At 72.0% G+C, this 16,219-nt stretch carries 15 protein-coding genes; 4 read left to right on the top strand and 11 right to left on the bottom strand.

Going from position 1 to position 16,219, the window contains the following annotated elements; genetic code table 11:
* Positions 1 to 283: 283 nt before the first annotated feature.
* Together MMA15_RS27525 and MMA15_RS27520 are read right to left on the bottom strand one after the other, a co-directional pair.
* Positions 284 to 1,237: an NAD-dependent epimerase/dehydratase family protein gene (locus tag MMA15_RS27525; protein ID WP_241062862.1), complete on the bottom strand. Its 954-nt coding sequence runs from the start codon at positions 1,235 to 1,237 to the stop codon at positions 284 to 286.
* Entirely contained in the window at positions 1,234 to 1,836 is a 603-nt protein-coding gene (locus MMA15_RS27520; protein WP_241062861.1) for a ScbR family autoregulator-binding transcription factor, read from the bottom strand. The genes MMA15_RS27525 and MMA15_RS27520 overlap by 4 nt, the downstream gene beginning before the upstream one ends.
* A gap of 127 nt (positions 1,837 to 1,963) precedes the next feature.
* Between MMA15_RS27520 and MMA15_RS27515 the strand changes: the two genes are divergently transcribed.
* The 3 genes from MMA15_RS27515 to MMA15_RS27505 all read left to right on the top strand — a co-directional run bounded on the left by MMA15_RS27515 (position 1,964) and on the right by MMA15_RS27505 (position 5,148).
* On the top strand, positions 1,964 to 3,112 hold the full coding sequence (locus MMA15_RS27515; RefSeq protein WP_241062860.1) for a ScbA/BarX family gamma-butyrolactone biosynthesis protein: 1,149 nt from the start codon (positions 1,964 to 1,966) through the stop codon (positions 3,110 to 3,112).
* Between the two features lie 172 nt (positions 3,113 to 3,284).
* Positions 3,285 to 4,223: a putative protein N(5)-glutamine methyltransferase gene (locus MMA15_RS27510; RefSeq protein ID WP_241062859.1), complete on the top strand. Its 939-nt coding sequence runs from the start codon at positions 3,285 to 3,287 to the stop codon at positions 4,221 to 4,223.
* A gap of 82 nt (positions 4,224 to 4,305) precedes the next feature.
* Complete coding sequence (locus MMA15_RS27505) at positions 4,306 to 5,148, top strand: SDR family oxidoreductase (RefSeq protein ID WP_241062858.1); 843 nt, start codon at positions 4,306 to 4,308, stop codon at positions 5,146 to 5,148.
* Here MMA15_RS27505 and MMA15_RS27500 read toward each other — a convergent pair.
* A complete protein-coding gene (locus MMA15_RS27500) occupies positions 5,136 to 6,704 on the bottom strand; it encodes a purine-cytosine permease family protein (protein ID WP_372498309.1) in 1,569 nt (522 codons plus the stop codon). The two genes, MMA15_RS27505 and MMA15_RS27500, sit on opposite strands and share 13 nt — an antisense overlap.
* A gap of 175 nt (positions 6,705 to 6,879) precedes the next feature.
* A complete protein-coding gene (locus MMA15_RS27495; RefSeq protein ID WP_241062857.1) occupies positions 6,880 to 7,662 on the bottom strand; it encodes a 2-phosphosulfolactate phosphatase in 783 nt (260 codons plus the stop codon).
* Positions 7,663 to 7,945: 283 nt separating this feature from the next.
* Here MMA15_RS27495 and MMA15_RS27490 point away from each other — a divergent pair, with 283 nt between their 5' ends.
* A complete protein-coding gene (locus MMA15_RS27490; RefSeq protein WP_241062856.1) occupies positions 7,946 to 8,293 on the top strand; it encodes a hypothetical protein in 348 nt (115 codons plus the stop codon).
* 96 nt (positions 8,294 to 8,389) lie between these two features.
* Here the strand turns inward: MMA15_RS27490 and MMA15_RS27485 are convergent, their stop codons facing one another.
* The 7 genes from MMA15_RS27485 to MMA15_RS27455 all read right to left on the bottom strand — a co-directional run bounded on the left by MMA15_RS27485 (position 8,390) and on the right by MMA15_RS27455 (position 16,092).
* Entirely contained in the window at positions 8,390 to 8,806 is a 417-nt protein-coding gene (locus MMA15_RS27485; protein ID WP_241062855.1) for an ATP-binding protein, read from the bottom strand.
* Positions 8,807 to 9,020: 214 nt separating this feature from the next.
* Complete coding sequence (mnhG, locus tag MMA15_RS27480) at positions 9,021 to 9,386, bottom strand: monovalent cation/H(+) antiporter subunit G (RefSeq protein ID WP_241062854.1); 366 nt, start codon at positions 9,384 to 9,386, stop codon at positions 9,021 to 9,023.
* The gene (locus MMA15_RS27475) at positions 9,383 to 9,811 is read right to left on the bottom strand and encodes an MrpF/PhaF family protein (RefSeq protein ID WP_241062853.1); all 429 of its coding nucleotides are present in this window, start codon (positions 9,809 to 9,811) and stop codon (positions 9,383 to 9,385) included. The genes mnhG and MMA15_RS27475 overlap by 4 nt, the downstream gene beginning before the upstream one ends.
* Positions 9,796 to 10,374 (bottom strand): Na+/H+ antiporter subunit E, encoded by a 579-nt coding sequence (locus MMA15_RS27470; RefSeq protein WP_308290632.1) that lies wholly within the window; start codon positions 10,372 to 10,374, stop codon positions 9,796 to 9,798. Before MMA15_RS27470 ends, MMA15_RS27475 begins: the two co-directional genes overlap by 16 nt.
* Before the next feature lie 81 nt (positions 10,375 to 10,455).
* The gene (locus MMA15_RS27465) at positions 10,456 to 12,168 is read right to left on the bottom strand and encodes a Na+/H+ antiporter subunit D (protein ID WP_241063541.1); all 1,713 of its coding nucleotides are present in this window, start codon (positions 12,166 to 12,168) and stop codon (positions 10,456 to 10,458) included.
* Between the two features lie 166 nt (positions 12,169 to 12,334).
* A complete protein-coding gene (locus MMA15_RS27460) occupies positions 12,335 to 12,991 on the bottom strand; it encodes a Na(+)/H(+) antiporter subunit C (RefSeq protein ID WP_241062851.1) in 657 nt (218 codons plus the stop codon).
* A complete protein-coding gene (locus MMA15_RS27455) occupies positions 12,988 to 16,092 on the bottom strand; it encodes a Na+/H+ antiporter subunit A (RefSeq protein ID WP_241062850.1) in 3,105 nt (1,034 codons plus the stop codon). The genes MMA15_RS27460 and MMA15_RS27455 overlap by 4 nt, the downstream gene beginning before the upstream one ends.
* Positions 16,093 to 16,219: the final 127 nt, after the last annotated feature.

Here is a 16,219-nt window from a genome sequence, read left to right as displayed (position 1 = left end):
CCCTTCATGCGATCCGGTCCGCGGGGAGACGGACCGTCAGGAACGGCAGTGCTGTGGGGAGCTGAACTGTCGTCCCCACAAACATACAAAGTGTTCTGTTTTTTTGCTCCGGAAGGGACGACAGAGCTTGCTGACAGATGCGCAAGCGCGTTGCCGTAAGGCGGGGGCAGCAGCGAACAAGGGACGGGCGGAGCGGCGGGGTGTGACCGGCCGGGGGCCTGACTTCGGCCTCTGGCCGCGTACTTGACCGCGAATCAGGCCGCCGAACCAGGCTTGAGGCGATTCAGGTGGCGGCGGAGCGCAGCAGATGGGCGCGGTACCAGGGGGCCGCTCCGTCGAGTGCGGCCAACGGGCCCTGGCCGGGGGCGGTTCCGCATGCCTGCCACACGCCGGTGGCGTAGTGGTGGTCGAACGCCAGCAGCCTGAGCCGGCGTTCACCGATGCGCCCGGGGTTCTCCTCCATCAGCTCCAGGCACTCCCGCCACGTCAACTCCCTTGTGAGCGGCGGCAGTACGCCGAGCCGGGCGAGCCTGTCCAGAAGGTCCCGGTTGCGTACGGGCTCGGGGTGTACGGCGTGGTGGACGCCCCGGGGCGCTTCGCCTGAGCCGCCGGGGCCCGTCGTGGTGAGCGCGGCGGCAGCGACCAGCCGCGCCAGGTCGTCCACGTCGATCAGGGACAGCAGGGCATGGCCGCCACGCCACAACCCCGGTACGCGGCATACCAGTTCGGCCAGGGCGGGCACGACCCAGCGGTCCCCCGCTCCGGTGATCAGACCCGCCCGCAGTACGAGGGCGCCCTGGCGGAGGGCGTGCGCCTCGCCCGCGAGTCTGCTGCGGCTGGCGGGCGAACCTGGGTCGGGCTCCAACTCCCCTACGGCGGCGCCCCGGTGAGGTCCGCGCCCGTAGACGGCGGTGGTGGACAGCGACACGATGCGTTCGACGCCCGCGCGCTCCGCCTCACGCATCAGCGCGGCGGTGCCCGCCTCGTTGACCTGCGTGCACAGTCGCTCGTCGGAGCCGACGTGGGAGGCGGCGTGCACGAGCACGCGCGCCCCGGAGCAGACCCCCGCGAGGGTCGACGGGCGTGAGAGGTCGGCGCGGACCTGTTCGGCCTGCGCGGGCAGCGGAAGGTCCCGGCGGGTGACGACTCGTATGTGAACGTCGTGCTGCGTCAGGCGCCGCAGCACCGCCGAGCCGATGAAGCCGCTCGCGCCCGTCAGCACCACCGGTACGGTCATCCGGCCGCCAGCAGCGGGGTCTCCGGATTGACGACGAGTTCCGCGGCCACCTGCGGCGGGGCGATGCCCAGCAGCATGTACTGCCACAGGTCGGCGATGCGGTCGGGCAAGTCCTCGCGGCGGCAGGAGAGTTTGGAGAAGTGCTGCACGCCGGTGTAGCAGCCGACGAGGAGCACCGCGAGCCGTTCGACCTCGACTCCGTTGCGTAGCTGGCCGCGTGCCTCCGCCGCGGCGAGCTGGCCGCGGAAGACCTCCGCCCATTCCAGGTAGGGCGCGTCGTCGTGGAAGCCTATCTCCTCCTGCTCCACGGCCAGCCGGACCCCGGCGCGCAGAAGCTTGTTGGTCTGCAGCTCGTGGGCGAGGAGGAGGGTCGTGTCGATGAGGCGCTGAAGACCGTCGGGGCCCGGGGGCAGTACGACGGCGTCGCGCTGGGCGAGCATGACGGTGCGGGCGAGTTCGAGCTTCGAGGAGAAGTGGAAGTAGAGGGCTCCCTGAGTGATGCCGGCCCGGTGCATGATCTCCGTGATCCGCGCCGCCTTGTAGCCTCCCTCGTCGAAAACCTCAGCCGCCGCCTCCAGGATCAACTGTCGTGTCTCCACGGCTCGTTGCTGCATGGGTTTCGCTCTTGCCGCAGCCATCCGACCTCGCCCCCATAAGGTTCTATCGTTTTTCAGGCACAGGTCACTGTCACTTTCTTCGGACCGACTCCCACCCGGAGGACCGCACATGGCATTCACCCCCGCTGTGCCCCATCTGCCGGAGAACACAGCGTACTCGTGGCCTGTGCCGCGGGAGCTGGTGCACAAGGCAGCGCACACAGAGGTGTTGTTGACAGGCTGGCGGCAGTGCGGCGAGGGGGAGTTCGAGGTGGGAGCCCAGTGGCCGCGCGACCACGGTTTCTGGCGTACGGACGCAGACGGCGTGCAGGATCCGATGCTGCTGGTCGAGACGACCCGGCAGGTGCTGCCGCTGATCGCCCACATGGGCTTCGGGGTGCCGGTCGGGCACCAGCTCATATGGGGCCACTACCACTGTGCGTTCTCGGTGCCGTTCTTACCCGTGGCCGGCAGTCCCGCCGAGGTGTTGCTACGGCTGTCGGCCTCCCGTTCCCCGGAACACGGCGCCCGGCTGCGCCAGATCGCCCTGACGATGACGGTGCGCTGCGCGGACCGCGTCCTCGCCACCGTCTCCACGGTCTACAGCGCGCACAGCCCCCGGGTCTACGCGCGGCTGCGAGGCCCGGACACGCCCGCGCCGCCGGAGGCCATGACTGCCGCGGTGTTACCTCCGCCGCCGCTGGCGCCCTCGCTGGTGGGACGGGAGAGCGAACGAGAGGTGGTGCTCGCGGCGGCGGAGGACGGCGGCGGGAACGACGGGGGCGTCGGCGCGCCCGGAGCCGAGGCCCGGGGCAAGGCCGAGGGTGGCGTCGCGCTCGAGCATGGGGGCGCTGGCGTGCAGGGCGCTCCCAGCGACGCGGCGGTGGGCGGGAGTTGGAGCCGCAGGCAATTGCGCGTGCTGACCACGAGTCCCTGGCTGTTCGACCACCCCGTCGATCACGTACCCGGCATGCTGCTGATGGAGGCCGCACGCCAGGCGGTCCACCTCGCCGCCGGACCGCTGCGCCCCCGGTTGACTCGCCTTGACGCCGGTTTCCACCACTACGTGGACCTGGACGTGCCGAGCTGGGTCGAGACCTCGCCCGGTCCTCCCGCCGCGGCGGATGCGGAGCCCCTACGCGGTGAGCGCACGCTGTCGGTGGACATCACGCAGCGCGGCGAGAAGGCGTTCACCGCCGTCGTCGGCTTCGTCACGGACGAGAAGGCCGATTCCGCCTGGGAGGCGGGGGCGACCGCGCCTCCGGCGGGGCTCCGGTAGGGTTGCCGCGCTCAGCACACACGACGACCTGGGAGGTGGGACCGATCACCGCTGTGGAAGAGGGCGTCCCCCTCCCGTGCCACGAGTTCCGCGCCGCGGACGCCGCGTCCCGCTGACGCGGCCACGCCCGGGAGCCGGGAGCCCACTCCGGAACTCCGAGAGGCACACCCGTATGTCCATTCCTCCCCTGCCCGATTCCTCGACGTCTTCGGCTACTCGGCCTCCGTCGGCAGCCGAGCCGTCCCCCTCGTCGGTCTCCTGCTCGGCGCTCGCCGCCCGGCTGCGTGCGGCAGGTTGCGTATTCGCCGAGGAGGAGGCCCAGTTGATGATCTCCTCGGCCGGTACGGCAGCCGAACTCGCCGCGATGGCCGAACGCCGCGCGGAGGGTCTTCCCCTCGAACACGTCCTGGGCTGGGCGGAGTTCTGCGGCCTGCGGATCGCCGTGGAGCCGGGGGTGTTCGTGCCGCGCAGACGCACCGAGTTCCTCGTACGGCAGGCCCTGGACGTGACGCGGCCCGGGAGCGTCGTCGTCGATCTGTGCTGCGGCTCGGGCGCGTTGGGTGCGGCGCTCGCGGCTGCCGTGGCGGACGTGGCTCGTGCCGGTCCGGCGCACCGCGAGAGCCACGGCCTCGTCGAACTGCACGCCGCCGACATCGATCCGGCAGCGGTGCGCTGCGCCCGCCGCAACGTGGCCGCCGCTCACGGCCGGGTCCACGAGGGCGACCTCTGCGCGGCGCTGCCGCCCGAGCTTCGAGGACATATCGATGTGCTGCTGGCCAATGTGCCGTACGTACCGACGGATTCGATGAGCCTGCTGCCGCCGGAGGCACGCGACCACGAGCCGCGTACCGCCCTGGACGGCGGCCCGGACGGGCTCGACGTGCTGCGCCGGGTGGCGGCCCAGTCCCGGCAGTGGCTGGCACCGGGCGGCCATGTGCTGACGGAGACGAGCGAGCCCCAAGTCGCCGCGGCGACCGGGGTGTTGGAACGCTGCGGGCTGTCGGCGCGTACGGCGCACTGCGAGGAGTCGGGGGCTGCGGTCGTCATCGGGGCGAAGGGAACGAGCGGGGTGCAGAGCGGCGGCCGCGCGAGCGAAGGCAGCGGACGCTAGGCGGTTCGTCCTGCTCACCGGCGCACGGTGCGACGGCCCGGCGCCGGCGACGAGGGCAGCACGCCGCCTATCGTCGAGCGCCATGAAGGTGCTGATCATGGGCGGCAGCGGGCTGCTGGGGACCGAACTATTGCGCCAGGCGACTGCTGCGGGATGGGAGGCGGCCGCGACCTACCACTCGCGGCCCGGCCGCGTCCGCGGGGTCTCGTGGCATCGGCTCGACCTTCGCACGCCGGGACACATCGACGAGGTGCTTACGGCGGTCGCACCAAGCGCCGTCGTCAATGCGACGAGCGGGATGAGCGACTGGGCGGTCACCGCCGACGGCTCGGTCCACGTGGCAATGGCCGCAGCGAAGCGCGGCTGCCACCTGGTCCATGTCTCCAGCGACGCCGTGTTCTCTGGTTCCCGGGTGCACTACGACGAGTCCTGTCTGCCCGATCCTGTCACCCCGTATGGCGCGGCAAAGGCCGCCGCAGAAACCGCAGTTCGGCTTCTGGCGCCGACGGCTGTGGTCGCACGCACGTCGTTGATCATCGGGCGCGGTGGATCCGGACCCGTCGGGAGATCCGAGCATGAGCGGATGGTCCACGCACTGAGTTCCGGTGCCCACGACGGCACCCTGTTCACTGATGACGTCCGCTGCCCGGTTCATGTCGAGGACCTGGCGTCAGCTCTGTGGGAACTCGCGTTGTCCGACCAGACAGGGGTGTTCCACCTCGCCGGTGGAGACGCCCTCAGCCGTTATGAACTCGGCGTTCTCATCGCCCGGCGCGACGGACTCGACGCGACCCGGTTGCCTGCGGGGCGGCGCGCGGACGCCGGAATTGCAGGGGCTTTGGACGTCCGCCTCGACACGCACGCCAGCCAGAGCCGCCTGCGCACACGGCTGCGCGGAGCACGGGAGTTCCTTCAAGTCCGCTGAGGCGCAGGCGAGTCGGGGCCTTGCGAGCCTTGCGCCATCCCGGTCGCCGCGCTCCCCGCCCTACTCCCCGGCGCGTCCCGCTGCCGCTCCTCCTGCCTCGCGACGCGGCCGCGCTGAAGTACCGCCGTCGCTGCGAAAGCGAGGATCAGAGCCGCCAGGACCCCGAGGTTGGCGGATGCCCATCTGCCCGTGGTGCCGCCGAGGCCGAGGGGGCCGAGCAGATAGCCCTGCCAGGAGAGCCAGTGCGCGGCCGAGTTGGTGACGAGGCCCCAGCCCGCCGCCGTGGCGGCGATGAGGACCGCGATGGGCAGTCGGCGTATGTCGCCGTAGCGTCCCTCGCGGTAGAAGAGGGCTGCGTCGTCGTACGGGCGGGAGCGCAGGGCGATGTCGGCGAGCATGATGCCGCACCAGGCCGCGACGGGGACGCCGAGTGTGGTGAGGAAGCCCGTGAACGCGCTGAGGAACCCCTCGGAGAAGAAGACGATGTAGACGGTTCCCGCGATCATCAGGACTCCGTCGACGGCTGCGGCGGCGTAGCGGGGCAGTCGTACGCCCACCGCCAGCAGCGCCAGCCCCGACGAGTAGATGTCGAGCACGGCGCCGCCGACCAGGCCGAGGACGGCGACGAGGGCGTACGGCACGAGGAACCAGGCAGGAAGGGCCGCGGTGAGCGCGCCCACCGGGTCGGCCGCGATCGCTTCGCTGAGGTCCTTCGAGGAGCCCGCGAGCAGCAGCCCGAAGACGAAGAGCACGACCGGGGCGGCGGAGGCGCCGAGCGTGGTCCAGCCCGCGACCGCCGTGCCCGGGGTGCGTCGCGGCAGGTAACGGGCGTAGTCCGCCGCGGCGTTGACCCAGCCGAGTCCGAAGCCCGTCATCAGGAAGACCAGGGCGCCGATGACGTCCTGGGCGGATCCGTCGGGCAGCGCCTGCACCGTCTTCCAGTGGATGCCGTCCGCGGACAGCACGATGTAGACGGCCGTCAGCGCCGCCGTCACGACGGTGATGGCCGTCTGCATCCGCATGATCAGGTCGAAGCCGACGACGCCCGCGAGGACGGTGAGTACGGAGACGACGGCGAGGGCCGCGATCTTCGTGGCGGTGCCGCCGCCCCAGCCGAGCCGGTCGAAGACCGTGGCCGTGGCGAGCGTCGCGAGGATCACCAGCACGGTCTCCCAGCCGACGGTCAGCACCCAGGAGACGGCCGAGGGCAGCCTGTTGCCGCGCACTCCGAACGCGGCGCGGCTGAGCACCATCGTGGGTGCGGATCCGCGTTTTCCCGCTACGGAGACGAGTCCGCACAGCAGGAACGAGAAGACGATGCCCGCGATTCCGGCCGCGAGCGCCTGCCAGAAGCCGATGCCGAATCCGAGGGCGAAGGAGCCGTAACTCAGGCCCAGCACCGAGACGTTGGAGGCGAACCAGGGCCAGAAGAGCTGCGCGGGGCGGCCCTTGCGTTCGGCGTCGCCGATGACGTCGAGGCCGTTGGTCTCGACGGCGAGCACGGACTTGCGCGGGGGCTGTGCGGGCCGCGCCGGTCCGGCATCCGTATCAGCCACTCGGCACCCCCGGTTCCCCCGCCGTATCCGACGCATGGAGCCTGCTGCCGGGCGCGTGGCGCGTCAAGTACGCGTGGGCGCGGCGCCGTTGGGCCCGGCCATCGCCTGCTCTCGTGCCGACGTGTATCTGAGGGATGCGTACGCCCGTGGAGCGGCGCGTAGTCCGGCCCAGCCGTCAGTCCGCGGCGGTGAAGGCTCCTTCGGTGAGTACGGGGACCGCGCCGGACGCGGAGTCGGGCTCGGGGACGGGCTCGGTGGCGACGGCGACGTCCTCCGCGAAGCCGTCCTCGGTCAACTCCCTGCCGGACGCACAGCAGTTGACGGCCTGCGCGATATCGGCGGTGCCGGTGTAGGCGGCGGCAGCAAGGGCGGCCTCCGGCGAGAGGGTGCGGTCCGCCGTCGCGGCCAGTGCCGCGATGACCGCGCCCGCGCCGAGCAGGTCCTCGGCGGCCGGACGGAGGCTGCCGTCGGCGCGGCGCTCCCCCGCGGCGACGACGCCCACGGGCCGCTCGCTCGTTCCGTACCTCTTCGCGGCCAGCCACTCCCCCACCGCGTGGGCGTTACGCAGGGACGCGGCGGCCACGACGGCTCCGGACTCCGCGGCGGCGACGGCGACGGTGGCCCCGTTGGGCGACGGAAGCACCAACCGTGGCACGAACGGCGCACGCCGCAGGGCCGCGGGCGAGAGCGACCAGGGTGCCTCGGCGGTGACTTCGCGGCGTCCCACCGCGAGGCGGGCCGCGAACTCCGCCGCCAGTGCCGCGGCACGCTCGTCGCCCCAGCGGCAGGGAACGATACGGATGCCGCGCTCCACTGCGACCGTGACCGAGGTCGTGAACGACAGCACGTCGACGACCACCAAGCAGGCCGTTTCCGGGGCGAGTTGGCGTGCACCCTGCGGTCCCCACTCGAAGCGGACACCGTAGCCGTGCTGCGTGAAGCAACCGCGTTCTGCCATGGCCGGTCATCCTGTCGTGCCTGGTGGCAGGCCACCAAGCGGTTATACGGGGTTTCGGCGCGGCCCACCCGGAAAACCGGCGGGACGGAAAGAGCGTTTTCTCGTGAGGAATTGCGGGGAGAACGTGCCGTTCGATCACCCACCTGCCCAAACGCGGTGCGGGTCGTGATACTTCTGTGCGTCGGCGGGAGAACTGCGGCCGTACCGAATCATCCGTACGGGCCCGAGCGGTACGGGTGTTGCCCGCTCCGCGCCGGAACGTACAGTCTGGACAAGGGCTTTCATGGGGACGGCGACCATACAGGTGCGAGTCCTGGCCGTCGCGGGCCGGCGGGTGTGGGTGGCGGTGAGCGGGACGCTGTCCGCGGCCACGCTCAGGGTCCTGCACTACAACCTGTGCGCCCGTGTCACGGACGAACGGACCGAGTTCTACCTCGACTTCAACGCCGTGCGCTGGGACGAGAACCTTCCAGCCGCGGAACTCCCCCGGCTGCTGCCGCCGGGCGGGCGGCTGCGTTTCCACATCGTCGGCGCACCCGTGAGCTTAAGGGGGCAGTTGGGCTCGGACGTTCGGTGCCGGTTCCACTCCGACATAGCGTCCGCGTGGTCGGAGTGGTCGCGGCAGCCGTGAACCGTCCTTGGCGCTACGGCAGTTGACGCCCGCGAGTCACCCCGGCCGGTTCCAGAACGCGGTCTCAGCGGACGGCGGCAGGCCGGGGAGGTTCGTTCAGGCCGCGTCCAGTACGGCGCTGACGGTCTTGCCTCCGCCGGGTGCCGCCGTGACGTCCATCCGCCGGGCGAGTCCGCGGACCATCGCGATGCCCCTGCCGCTCTCGCTGTCGCGTCCGGGCCGCCGCACATGGGGCAACCGCAGGCCGTCGTCGCGGACTTCGACGGTGACGGTGCCGTCGTCGCTGCTCAGCCGGAGGCGGCAGCGGCCCTGGCCGTGGAGTGCGGCGTTGGTGACGAGTTCGGAGACGACCAGTCTCGCCTCCTCCACATGCTCCGCCGCCTGAGGCGGAGTTCGCGAGCCCGTGAGGAACCCGGTGGTCAACTGGCGGGCCCAGCAGGCCGATACGGCCCTGCGCGGCAATGTGTACTCGACGCGTGCGGTGCGCCGCGTGCGGTGCGGACTCGCGCGCATGACGTTCACTTCCCCTCCGGGCCGACGCACGTCCGGGCTGAACGGTGCGGCCGGCTACGCGAATCGAGACCTGCTGTTCCGTCTTCCCGTCTCGAATCGGGGCATTCACCGCGCTGCGGGGAGAGTTCAGGACCATATGAGTCAGAGGCGCAGCAGGGCGGCACGGTCTCCCTGCCGGTCTCTCGCCGCCCTCCGGCCGCCCTGCCCGCCCTCCTCAACGTCTCTCCCCGCCGGACGAGTTGGGCGCCTCCGCGCCGAGTTCGTCGACCACGAGATGCTCACGGTCGGTCCTGCCCGTGCGGTACGCGGCCCTGCCGACCATGTGCGCCGCCACGGGGACGGTCAGCAACTGGAAGATGCCGACGAGGATCAGCGTCCCCAGGTCGGCGGCGCTGCGCAGCCTCAGCCCGGCGCCGATCAGTACCAGCAGCAGGCCCAGCGCCTGCGGCTTCGTGGCGGCGTGCATCCGCGTCAGCACGTCCGGCAGCCGCACGAGTCCGATGCCCGCGAGCAGACACAGCACCGCGCCCGCGATCATGCAGATCATGGCCGCGGCATCGGCGGCCCCCGACCAGTTCATCCGCCGCTCCCCTGCTCCGGTCCGCCACCGCGCCTGCCGCCGCGCCCGTCGTCCGCCGTGCTCCCGCGCTCCTCGCCGTCCCGGTCGCCGCGCCGACCGCCGCGACCGTGCCCGCCCCGACTCCCCTCCTCAGGCCCGTAGTTCGCGTCCGGGTCCTCGCCTCCTGCCTCGTCCCTCAGGGCGAGAAAGCGGGCGATGCTGACCGATCCGGTGAAGCCCAGGAAGGAGAGGACCAGCAGCGCAGGGAGGTAGTACGGGATCTGCCGGGCGGCGGTGAGCACGCCGATCCCCGCCATCACCACCGCGACCAGCGCGTCGAGCGCCACGGCGCGGTCGAGCGTCGAGGGCCCGAGAACCAGCCGTACGGTCACGAGCACCCCGGAGGCGAGCAGCAACGCGACGACGACGCTCAGGGCCGCTTCCACGGACCGCCCCTTCCGCCCGAACTGCCCGCGGCCGCGCCGCCGTTGCCACCGCGTGCGTCGAGGGCGGCGACGTCGGCGCGGGTACCGAAGGCCCGCACGACGCGGTCCTCCAGGCGCAGCACCTCATATCGCGCCCGTTCCAGTTCGGCCTCCCCCTCGGCGCCCATCACATGCACGTACATCGTTCCCGAAGCCCTGTGCACATCGAGGACGTTGCTGCCGGGCACGGCCGCGACCGCGACGGACGTGGCCGTCAGCATCAGATCGCTGGGGCTGCGCATCCGTACGGCCAGCACCGCGCACAGCGGCGGGCGCGGCCCGAGGATGTAGCGGTTGAGGCGCCAGCTCGACGCGGCCATGTCGAGCACGAACCGTACGGTGAAGCGCACGATGCCCACGGGACGCAGCCGCACCTGTGTCTCGATCGGCGGCAGCGGGAAGATCACGCACACGACGACGCCGACGACGACGCCGGTGACGACGTTGGCGGCGGTGAGCGTCCCCCACAGCAGTACCCACAACACGGTCAGGCCCAGAACCATGGGCCACTGTGCGGCGCGGATCCGGCTGCGGCGCCGGGGCCCGCCCGCCGGGGCTCCCGTCCGGTGCGCCCGTCGTGCCCCGCCACGGGGCGGGCTGTTCGCTCATCTGCCGGTCACCGCCTTCACATAGGGGGTGCGGGCGGTCATCTCCTGTGCGACACGGCCCGTCAGCGACGACAGCGGACCGGCGAGCACGGTGAACACCAGCCCGGAGGCGACGAGGGCCGCGGTCGGTACGAGCATCGCGGCGGGCGGCTGTCCGGTGGTGATGGACCGGCCGCCGAAGCTGGCCGCCTCGCCACGGCCGGCGAGCACATCGACGTCGACGGCTCCCGTGCCGCCGGAGGCTGCGGCCGCGCTGCCGCCGGCACCGGCGGCAGCGCCCGTGGCGCCCGGTGCCTCCTCGGTCTCCTCGTCCGTCTCGACGGTGTCGAGCACCACGCCCACCACGTAGAGCTGCGGCGGCGCCGCCCGCCAGAAGCCCAGGTTCCACGCCTTCGCGAGGGCGTAGAGCGTGAGCAGACTGGTGGCGGCTCCGGCCGCGATCAGCACGTAGACCAGCGCCCCACCGTGTGCGACGCCCGCGCGCAGCAGCCCGAACTTGCCCAGGAATCCCGGCAGTGGCGGCACCCCGGCGAGGTTCATCGCGGGGACGAAGAAGACGATGCCGAGGATCGGCGAGAGCTTCGCGATGCCGCCGAGACGCCGCAGATCGGTGGTGACGCCGCGTCGTTCGACGAGCCCCACGACGAGGAAGAGCGTCGTCTGCACCGTGATGTGGTGCACGACGTAGAAGACGGAGCCCGCGAATCCGGCGCGGGTGGCCAGCGCGATGCCGAAGATCATGTAGCCGATGTGGCTGACGAGGGTGAAGGACAGCAGCCTTTTGAGGTCGGTCTGTGCCACCGCCCCGAGGATGCCGACGAGGAGCGACAGCAGCGCGAGGACCATCAGCACCCCGCTGAGTCGCCCTCCGGGGAAGAGCAGCGTCTGGGTGCGCAGCATCGCGTAGATGCCGACCTTCGTCAGCAGCCCCGCGAACACGGCCGTCACGGGGGCGGGCGCCGTCGGATAGGAGTCGGGGAGCCACGCGGCGAGGGGGAAGACCGCGGCCTTGGTGCAGAAGACCGCCAGCAGCGAGATCTGTGCCAGTACGGCGATGCCTGCGGGCAACTCGTCGAATCTGAGGGCGAGTTCGGCCATCGTCACGGTGCCCGTCGCCGCGTAGACGACCGCTACGGCGGCGAGGAAGAGCACAGAGGACAGCAGCGAGACGATCGCATACGTCGCTCCCGCACGGATGCGGGTGACGGTGCCGCCGAGGGTCAGCAGCACATAGCTGGCGGTCAGCATGATCTCGAAGCCGACGTAGAGGTTGAAGAGATCACCGGCGAGGAACGTGTTGGAGACCCCGGCGACCAGGACCAGATACGCGGGGTGGAAGACCGACATCGGGGTGGTCTCCTCCTGGTCGGCCATGCCCTGTCCGATGGAGTAGAGCAGCACGCACAGCGTCACCGCCGAGGAGACCACCAGCATCAGCGCGGAGAGCCGGTCCGCGACGAGGACGATGCCGACCGGGGGCCGCCAGCCTCCGGCGTACATGACCTGCGGGCCGTAGCGGTCGGCGTCGACCAGCAGGACCAGTGCCACGGCCAGGACGGTCGCGAGTACGGCGGTGCTGATGACGCGCTGCGCGCGGCGCAGCCGTACGCCGATGCCGAGCTTCAGCCCGGCGGCGAAGAGCGGGAGCACTACGGGAAGGGCCACGAGTGCCGAGGCCGGGCCGTCGGCGCCGGCCGAGGACGCGGCGATCAACGCTGGGCTCCGGCGCGGGATTTGGGACCTGCGGCGGGACCGGGATGGCGACGGGCGGCGGGACCGGGGCTGCGAACCGGCTCCCGACCGAGACCGGGGCCGGGACCGCGACGGGGACCGGGACTGAGACCGGGACCGGGACTGAGACCGTGAACGGGGGCGTTCAACGGTCCGCCCCGAGGATGGTCTCCCACAGGTCCTCGTCCGCGGCTTCCTGTTCCGTCTCCATGCGTACTTCGCGCGCATGGTGGGACCTGGTCTCCGCGCGGGCACGGCGCCGGGCCTCGTGGAAGTGCCTGGCTGAGCGGCGGGGGCGTGGTGCGGCGACCCGGGCGCCGCCGTGCCGGGAGGGCCGCCGTGCCTCCCCCGCGCCGGTGCCGAGCATCTCCCGCCTACGGGCGCGGCGTTCACGCTCCCTGGGCTGCCGGGGCCCGGTGTCCTCCGTGTGTTCCTCTCCGTACTCGGCGCGGTGGGCCACCCGGAGGTCCTCCACGTCGTCCTGTACGTCGTCGGTGCCGGAGAGCTGCCACGCGCGGTAGGCCATGGCGGACAGGAAGGCGGTAAGGGCCAGGGTGATGACGATCGCGGTCAGCACGAACGCCTGCGGCAGCGGGTCGGAGATGCGTTTCGGCCCGAAGACCCGGTAGAGCAGCGGTGCCCGCGAGGCCGCTCCGGAGGTGGCGAGCAGCAGCAGACTGACGCCGTTGCCGATCACGACGGTGCCCAGCACGATGCGGGTGAGGGGGCGGCTGAGCAGCAGCACCGTGCCCGCAGCGACGAGCGCGCCGCCGGTGATCACGAGTGCGAGGGTCTCGTTCATCGTGCGGCCTCCCCGCCGGTGGCCGGGCTCCCGCCTGCCGGGCCGCCGCCCGCCGGGGCTCCGGTCGTGGCCGGGCCGCGGGCCTCCTCACCGAGGGCTCTCTCCACGCGCCGGTCGATCTCGGAGCCGAGGCTGCGCAGCACGTCCAGTACGACTCCCAGTACGAGCAGATAGATGCCGGTGTCGAAGAGCACGGGGCTGGCCGCGTGGAACTTGCCCACGACGGGCAACTCCCCGTGAAACGTGCCTGCTTGGAGCACCGAACCGCTCAGCACCAGCCCCACGAGGCCCGTGCCGGTCATCGTCATCAGGCCGAGTCCGAGCAGGAAGCCGGCGTCGACGGGGGCGGCGGCGTCCAGTTCGTAGCGTCCGCCCGCGAGATAGCGCACGGCGAGGGCCAGCCCCGCGACGAGGCCCGCGCTGAAGCCGCCGCCCGGCAGGTTCTCGGCGCAGAAGAGCAGATAGAGGGAGAGCACCACGATGGGGTGGAAGACGAGACGGGCCAGCACCTCGAAGATCACCGAGCGGCGTTCGGGGTCGAGGGTGCCGCTGCCGGTGAGCCACGTGCGGCGGGGTACGGCGCCCGCTCCGCGCCGTGGGAGTCCCGCCCTTCCGCCGGTCTCCGCCCGCAGAGGCCATACGTGCCCGGCACGGTGGGTGCCCCGGCCCTCGGTTCCGTGGGGCGGGCGGCGCGCGGGCGCCTGCGGGGCGCCGGACGGCGTCGCCCCGGGCACGGACTCGGCCGCGGAGGGCCAGGCCGTGACGGGGCTGCCGGTGCGGCGGCGCAGGAAGACGAGGCTCGTGACGCCGACGGCGGCGACGCCGAGCACCGCCGACTCGCCGAGGGTGTCCCAGGAGCGCAGGTCGACGAGGGTGGTGGAGACGACGTTCTTCAGCCCGTGATTCTGGGTGGCGAACGTCAGGTTGGGACCGGACGGCCGGCTCTCCCTTGCGGCTCCGGCGACGTATGTCAGCACGGCGGCGAACCCTCCCGCCGCCAGGCCCGTCACCAGCCGGGTCACCCGGCGGAGCATGCTGCTGCGACGCTCGTCGGGGAAGCGGGCGGGCAGTCTGCGCAGCACCAGGACGAAGACCACTACGGAGACGGTCTCCACGGCGAACTGGGTCAGCGCGAGATCGGGCGCGCCGTGCAGCACGTACAGCACGGCCGTTCCGTAGCCGGTGACTCCGGCGAGTACGACGGCGGTCATGCGCTGACGGGACGTCACGCACAGTGCGCCGACCATGCAGACGACGACGGCGACGCCGAGCTGCGGCACGGAGTCGTACCAGCGGACCCGGCCCACGTGCCGCCACGGCGGGTCGACGATCATGGCGATGCTCTGCGCGGTGATGAGCACGCCGAGGACGGTCCCGAGGTAGACGGGCAGCGATCCACGCTGCACGGCGCCGGTGACTTCGAGGGCGGTGCGTTCCAGTGCCCACAGCGAGCGGGCGAAGATGTGGCGGCCGTCGGTCACGGCGAGGCGCCTGCCGAGGCGTTCCATCGGGCGGGTCTTCCAGAAGAGCACCGCACCCGCGGCCCAGGTGAGGAGGGACAGCGCGAGTGCGGCGCTCGCTCCGTGCCACATCGCCAGTTCGTAGGGCGCGGAAGGCACGGCCCTGGACGGCGGGAAGGCGCGGGCGTAGTCGCCGAGCAGCGGTCCGAGGCTGAAGGCGCCCGGACCGAGTGCGGCTCCCGCCAGTGCGCAGACGGCCGCCGGCACGGTCAGCAGCGGGCTGACGGGCGTGCGTACGGCGGTCGGGGCGCTGGTGGCGACCCCGGAGGTCTTCGTACCGAAGGCGCCCCACAGGAATCGCAGCGTGTACGCCGTCGTCAGTGCCGTGCCCGCCGTGAGGGCGACCACTACGGCGGCCGAAGCGGATGCGGGCGGCCCGTCCGATCCGGGGTGCAGCAGCGCCGTGAACGCGGCCTCCTTCGCGGCGAAACCGAGCAGCGGCGGCAGTCCCGCCATCGACGCGCCCGCGGCTACGGCCACTGCGCACACGCCTGGCATCGCACGGGCCAGCCCTGAGAGGCGGTCGGTCTGCCGGGTGCCGGTGGCGTGGTCGACGATGCCGACGACGAGGAAGAGCGGCGCCTTGAACAGGGCGTGTGCGAGCAGCGCCGCGGCACCTGCGAGGGCCGCGACGCGGGTGCCCGTGCCGGTCAGCACGGTGAGGTAGCCGAGCTGGCTGACGGTGCCGTAGGCGAGCAGCCGCTTGAGGTCCTTCTCACGCAGTGCGCGCCAGCCGCCGAGCAGCATCGTCGCGGCGCCGAGGGTGAGGACGATCGTGCGCCAGGCGGGGACGTGCGCGTAGGCCGGTGCGAGTCGCGCGACGAGGTAGACCCCGGCCTTGACCATGGCCGCGGCGTGCAGATACGCGGATACGGGTGTGGGTGCGGCCATCGCGCCGGGCAGCCAGAAACTGAAGGGCCACAGCGCGGACTTCGACAGGGCACCGGCGAGGATCAGCACCAGTGCCGCGACCACGGGAGCGTCGGCCGACGGCGGGTCGGCGAGGATGCCGGAGAGGCGGTAGGTGCCTGCGGCGTGGCCGAGCATCAGGAAGCCCACCAGCATGGCGAGTCCGCCGGTGACGGTCACCATCAGCGCCTGGAGCGCGGCGAGCCGGTTGGGGCGCCGTTCGGGGACGTGGCCGATGAGGAGGAAGGAGAAGACGGTGGTCAGCTCCCACATCACGTACAGCACGATCAGGTCGTCAGCGAGTACGAGGCCGAGCATCGCGCCGGCGAACGCGGTGAGCGTCCCCGCGAACTGCCCGAGGGAGAACGCGGGCCGGGCGAAGTAGCCCGCGCAGTAGACCAGTACGAGCGCGCCGACGCCGCCGACGACGGCGACCATCAGCAGGGCCAGCGCATCGCAGCGCAGCTCCAGCTCCACGCCGAGCACCGGCATCCACGGCCACCGCTCGACGACGGCCTCGCCTGCCGTCACGTCCCCGTAGTGCCGTACGGCCCAGGCCAGTGCCGCCGCCGGGATAAGGGCCAGTACGAGGAAGGCCCTTGGGCCCAGCCACCGCACCAGGAGCGGAGCGGAGCACGCCCCGGCGAAGTGGAGGAGGATCAGCGACAGCACAGCGCAGATGATTCCATGACGAATCAGTCAATCTGCGGACGAAGCACCCTGCGGCCAGGGGGCGCTACGGGCAGGGGTGGCGGCGCGCAGCGGGCGTGGGCCCTGGCTCGCCCGCGGACCCGAAGGC

Origin of the sequence: Streptomyces marispadix, from assembly GCF_022524345.1 — a bacterium.
Lineage (GTDB): Bacteria > Actinomycetota > Actinomycetes > Streptomycetales > Streptomycetaceae > Streptomyces > Streptomyces marispadix.
The sequence above is the reverse complement of the archived record's forward strand: the minus strand, read 5'-3'. Positions and strand labels throughout refer to the sequence as shown.

Coding starts and splice junctions, on each gene's coding strand:
- mnhG (WP_241062854.1), bottom strand. CDS start 9,386: ATGAACTGGTCGGGGGCCGCCGATGCCGCGGCCATGATCTGCATGATC.
- MMA15_RS27485 (WP_241062855.1), bottom strand. CDS start 8,806: ATGCGCGCGAGTCCGCACCGCACGCGGCGCACCGCACGCGTCGAGTAC.
- MMA15_RS27510 (WP_241062859.1), top strand. CDS start 3,285: ATGTCCATTCCTCCCCTGCCCGATTCCTCGACGTCTTCGGCTACTCGG.
- MMA15_RS27495 (WP_241062857.1), bottom strand. CDS start 7,662: ATGGCAGAACGCGGTTGCTTCACGCAGCACGGCTACGGTGTCCGCTTC.
- MMA15_RS27525 (WP_241062862.1), bottom strand. CDS start 1,237: ATGACCGTACCGGTGGTGCTGACGGGCGCGAGCGGCTTCATCGGCTCG.
- MMA15_RS27515 (WP_241062860.1), top strand. CDS start 1,964: ATGGCATTCACCCCCGCTGTGCCCCATCTGCCGGAGAACACAGCGTAC.
- MMA15_RS27460 (WP_241062851.1), bottom strand. CDS start 12,991: ATGAACGAGACCCTCGCACTCGTGATCACCGGCGGCGCGCTCGTCGCT.
- MMA15_RS27490 (WP_241062856.1), top strand. CDS start 7,946: ATGGGGACGGCGACCATACAGGTGCGAGTCCTGGCCGTCGCGGGCCGG.
- MMA15_RS27505 (WP_241062858.1), top strand. CDS start 4,306: ATGAAGGTGCTGATCATGGGCGGCAGCGGGCTGCTGGGGACCGAACTA.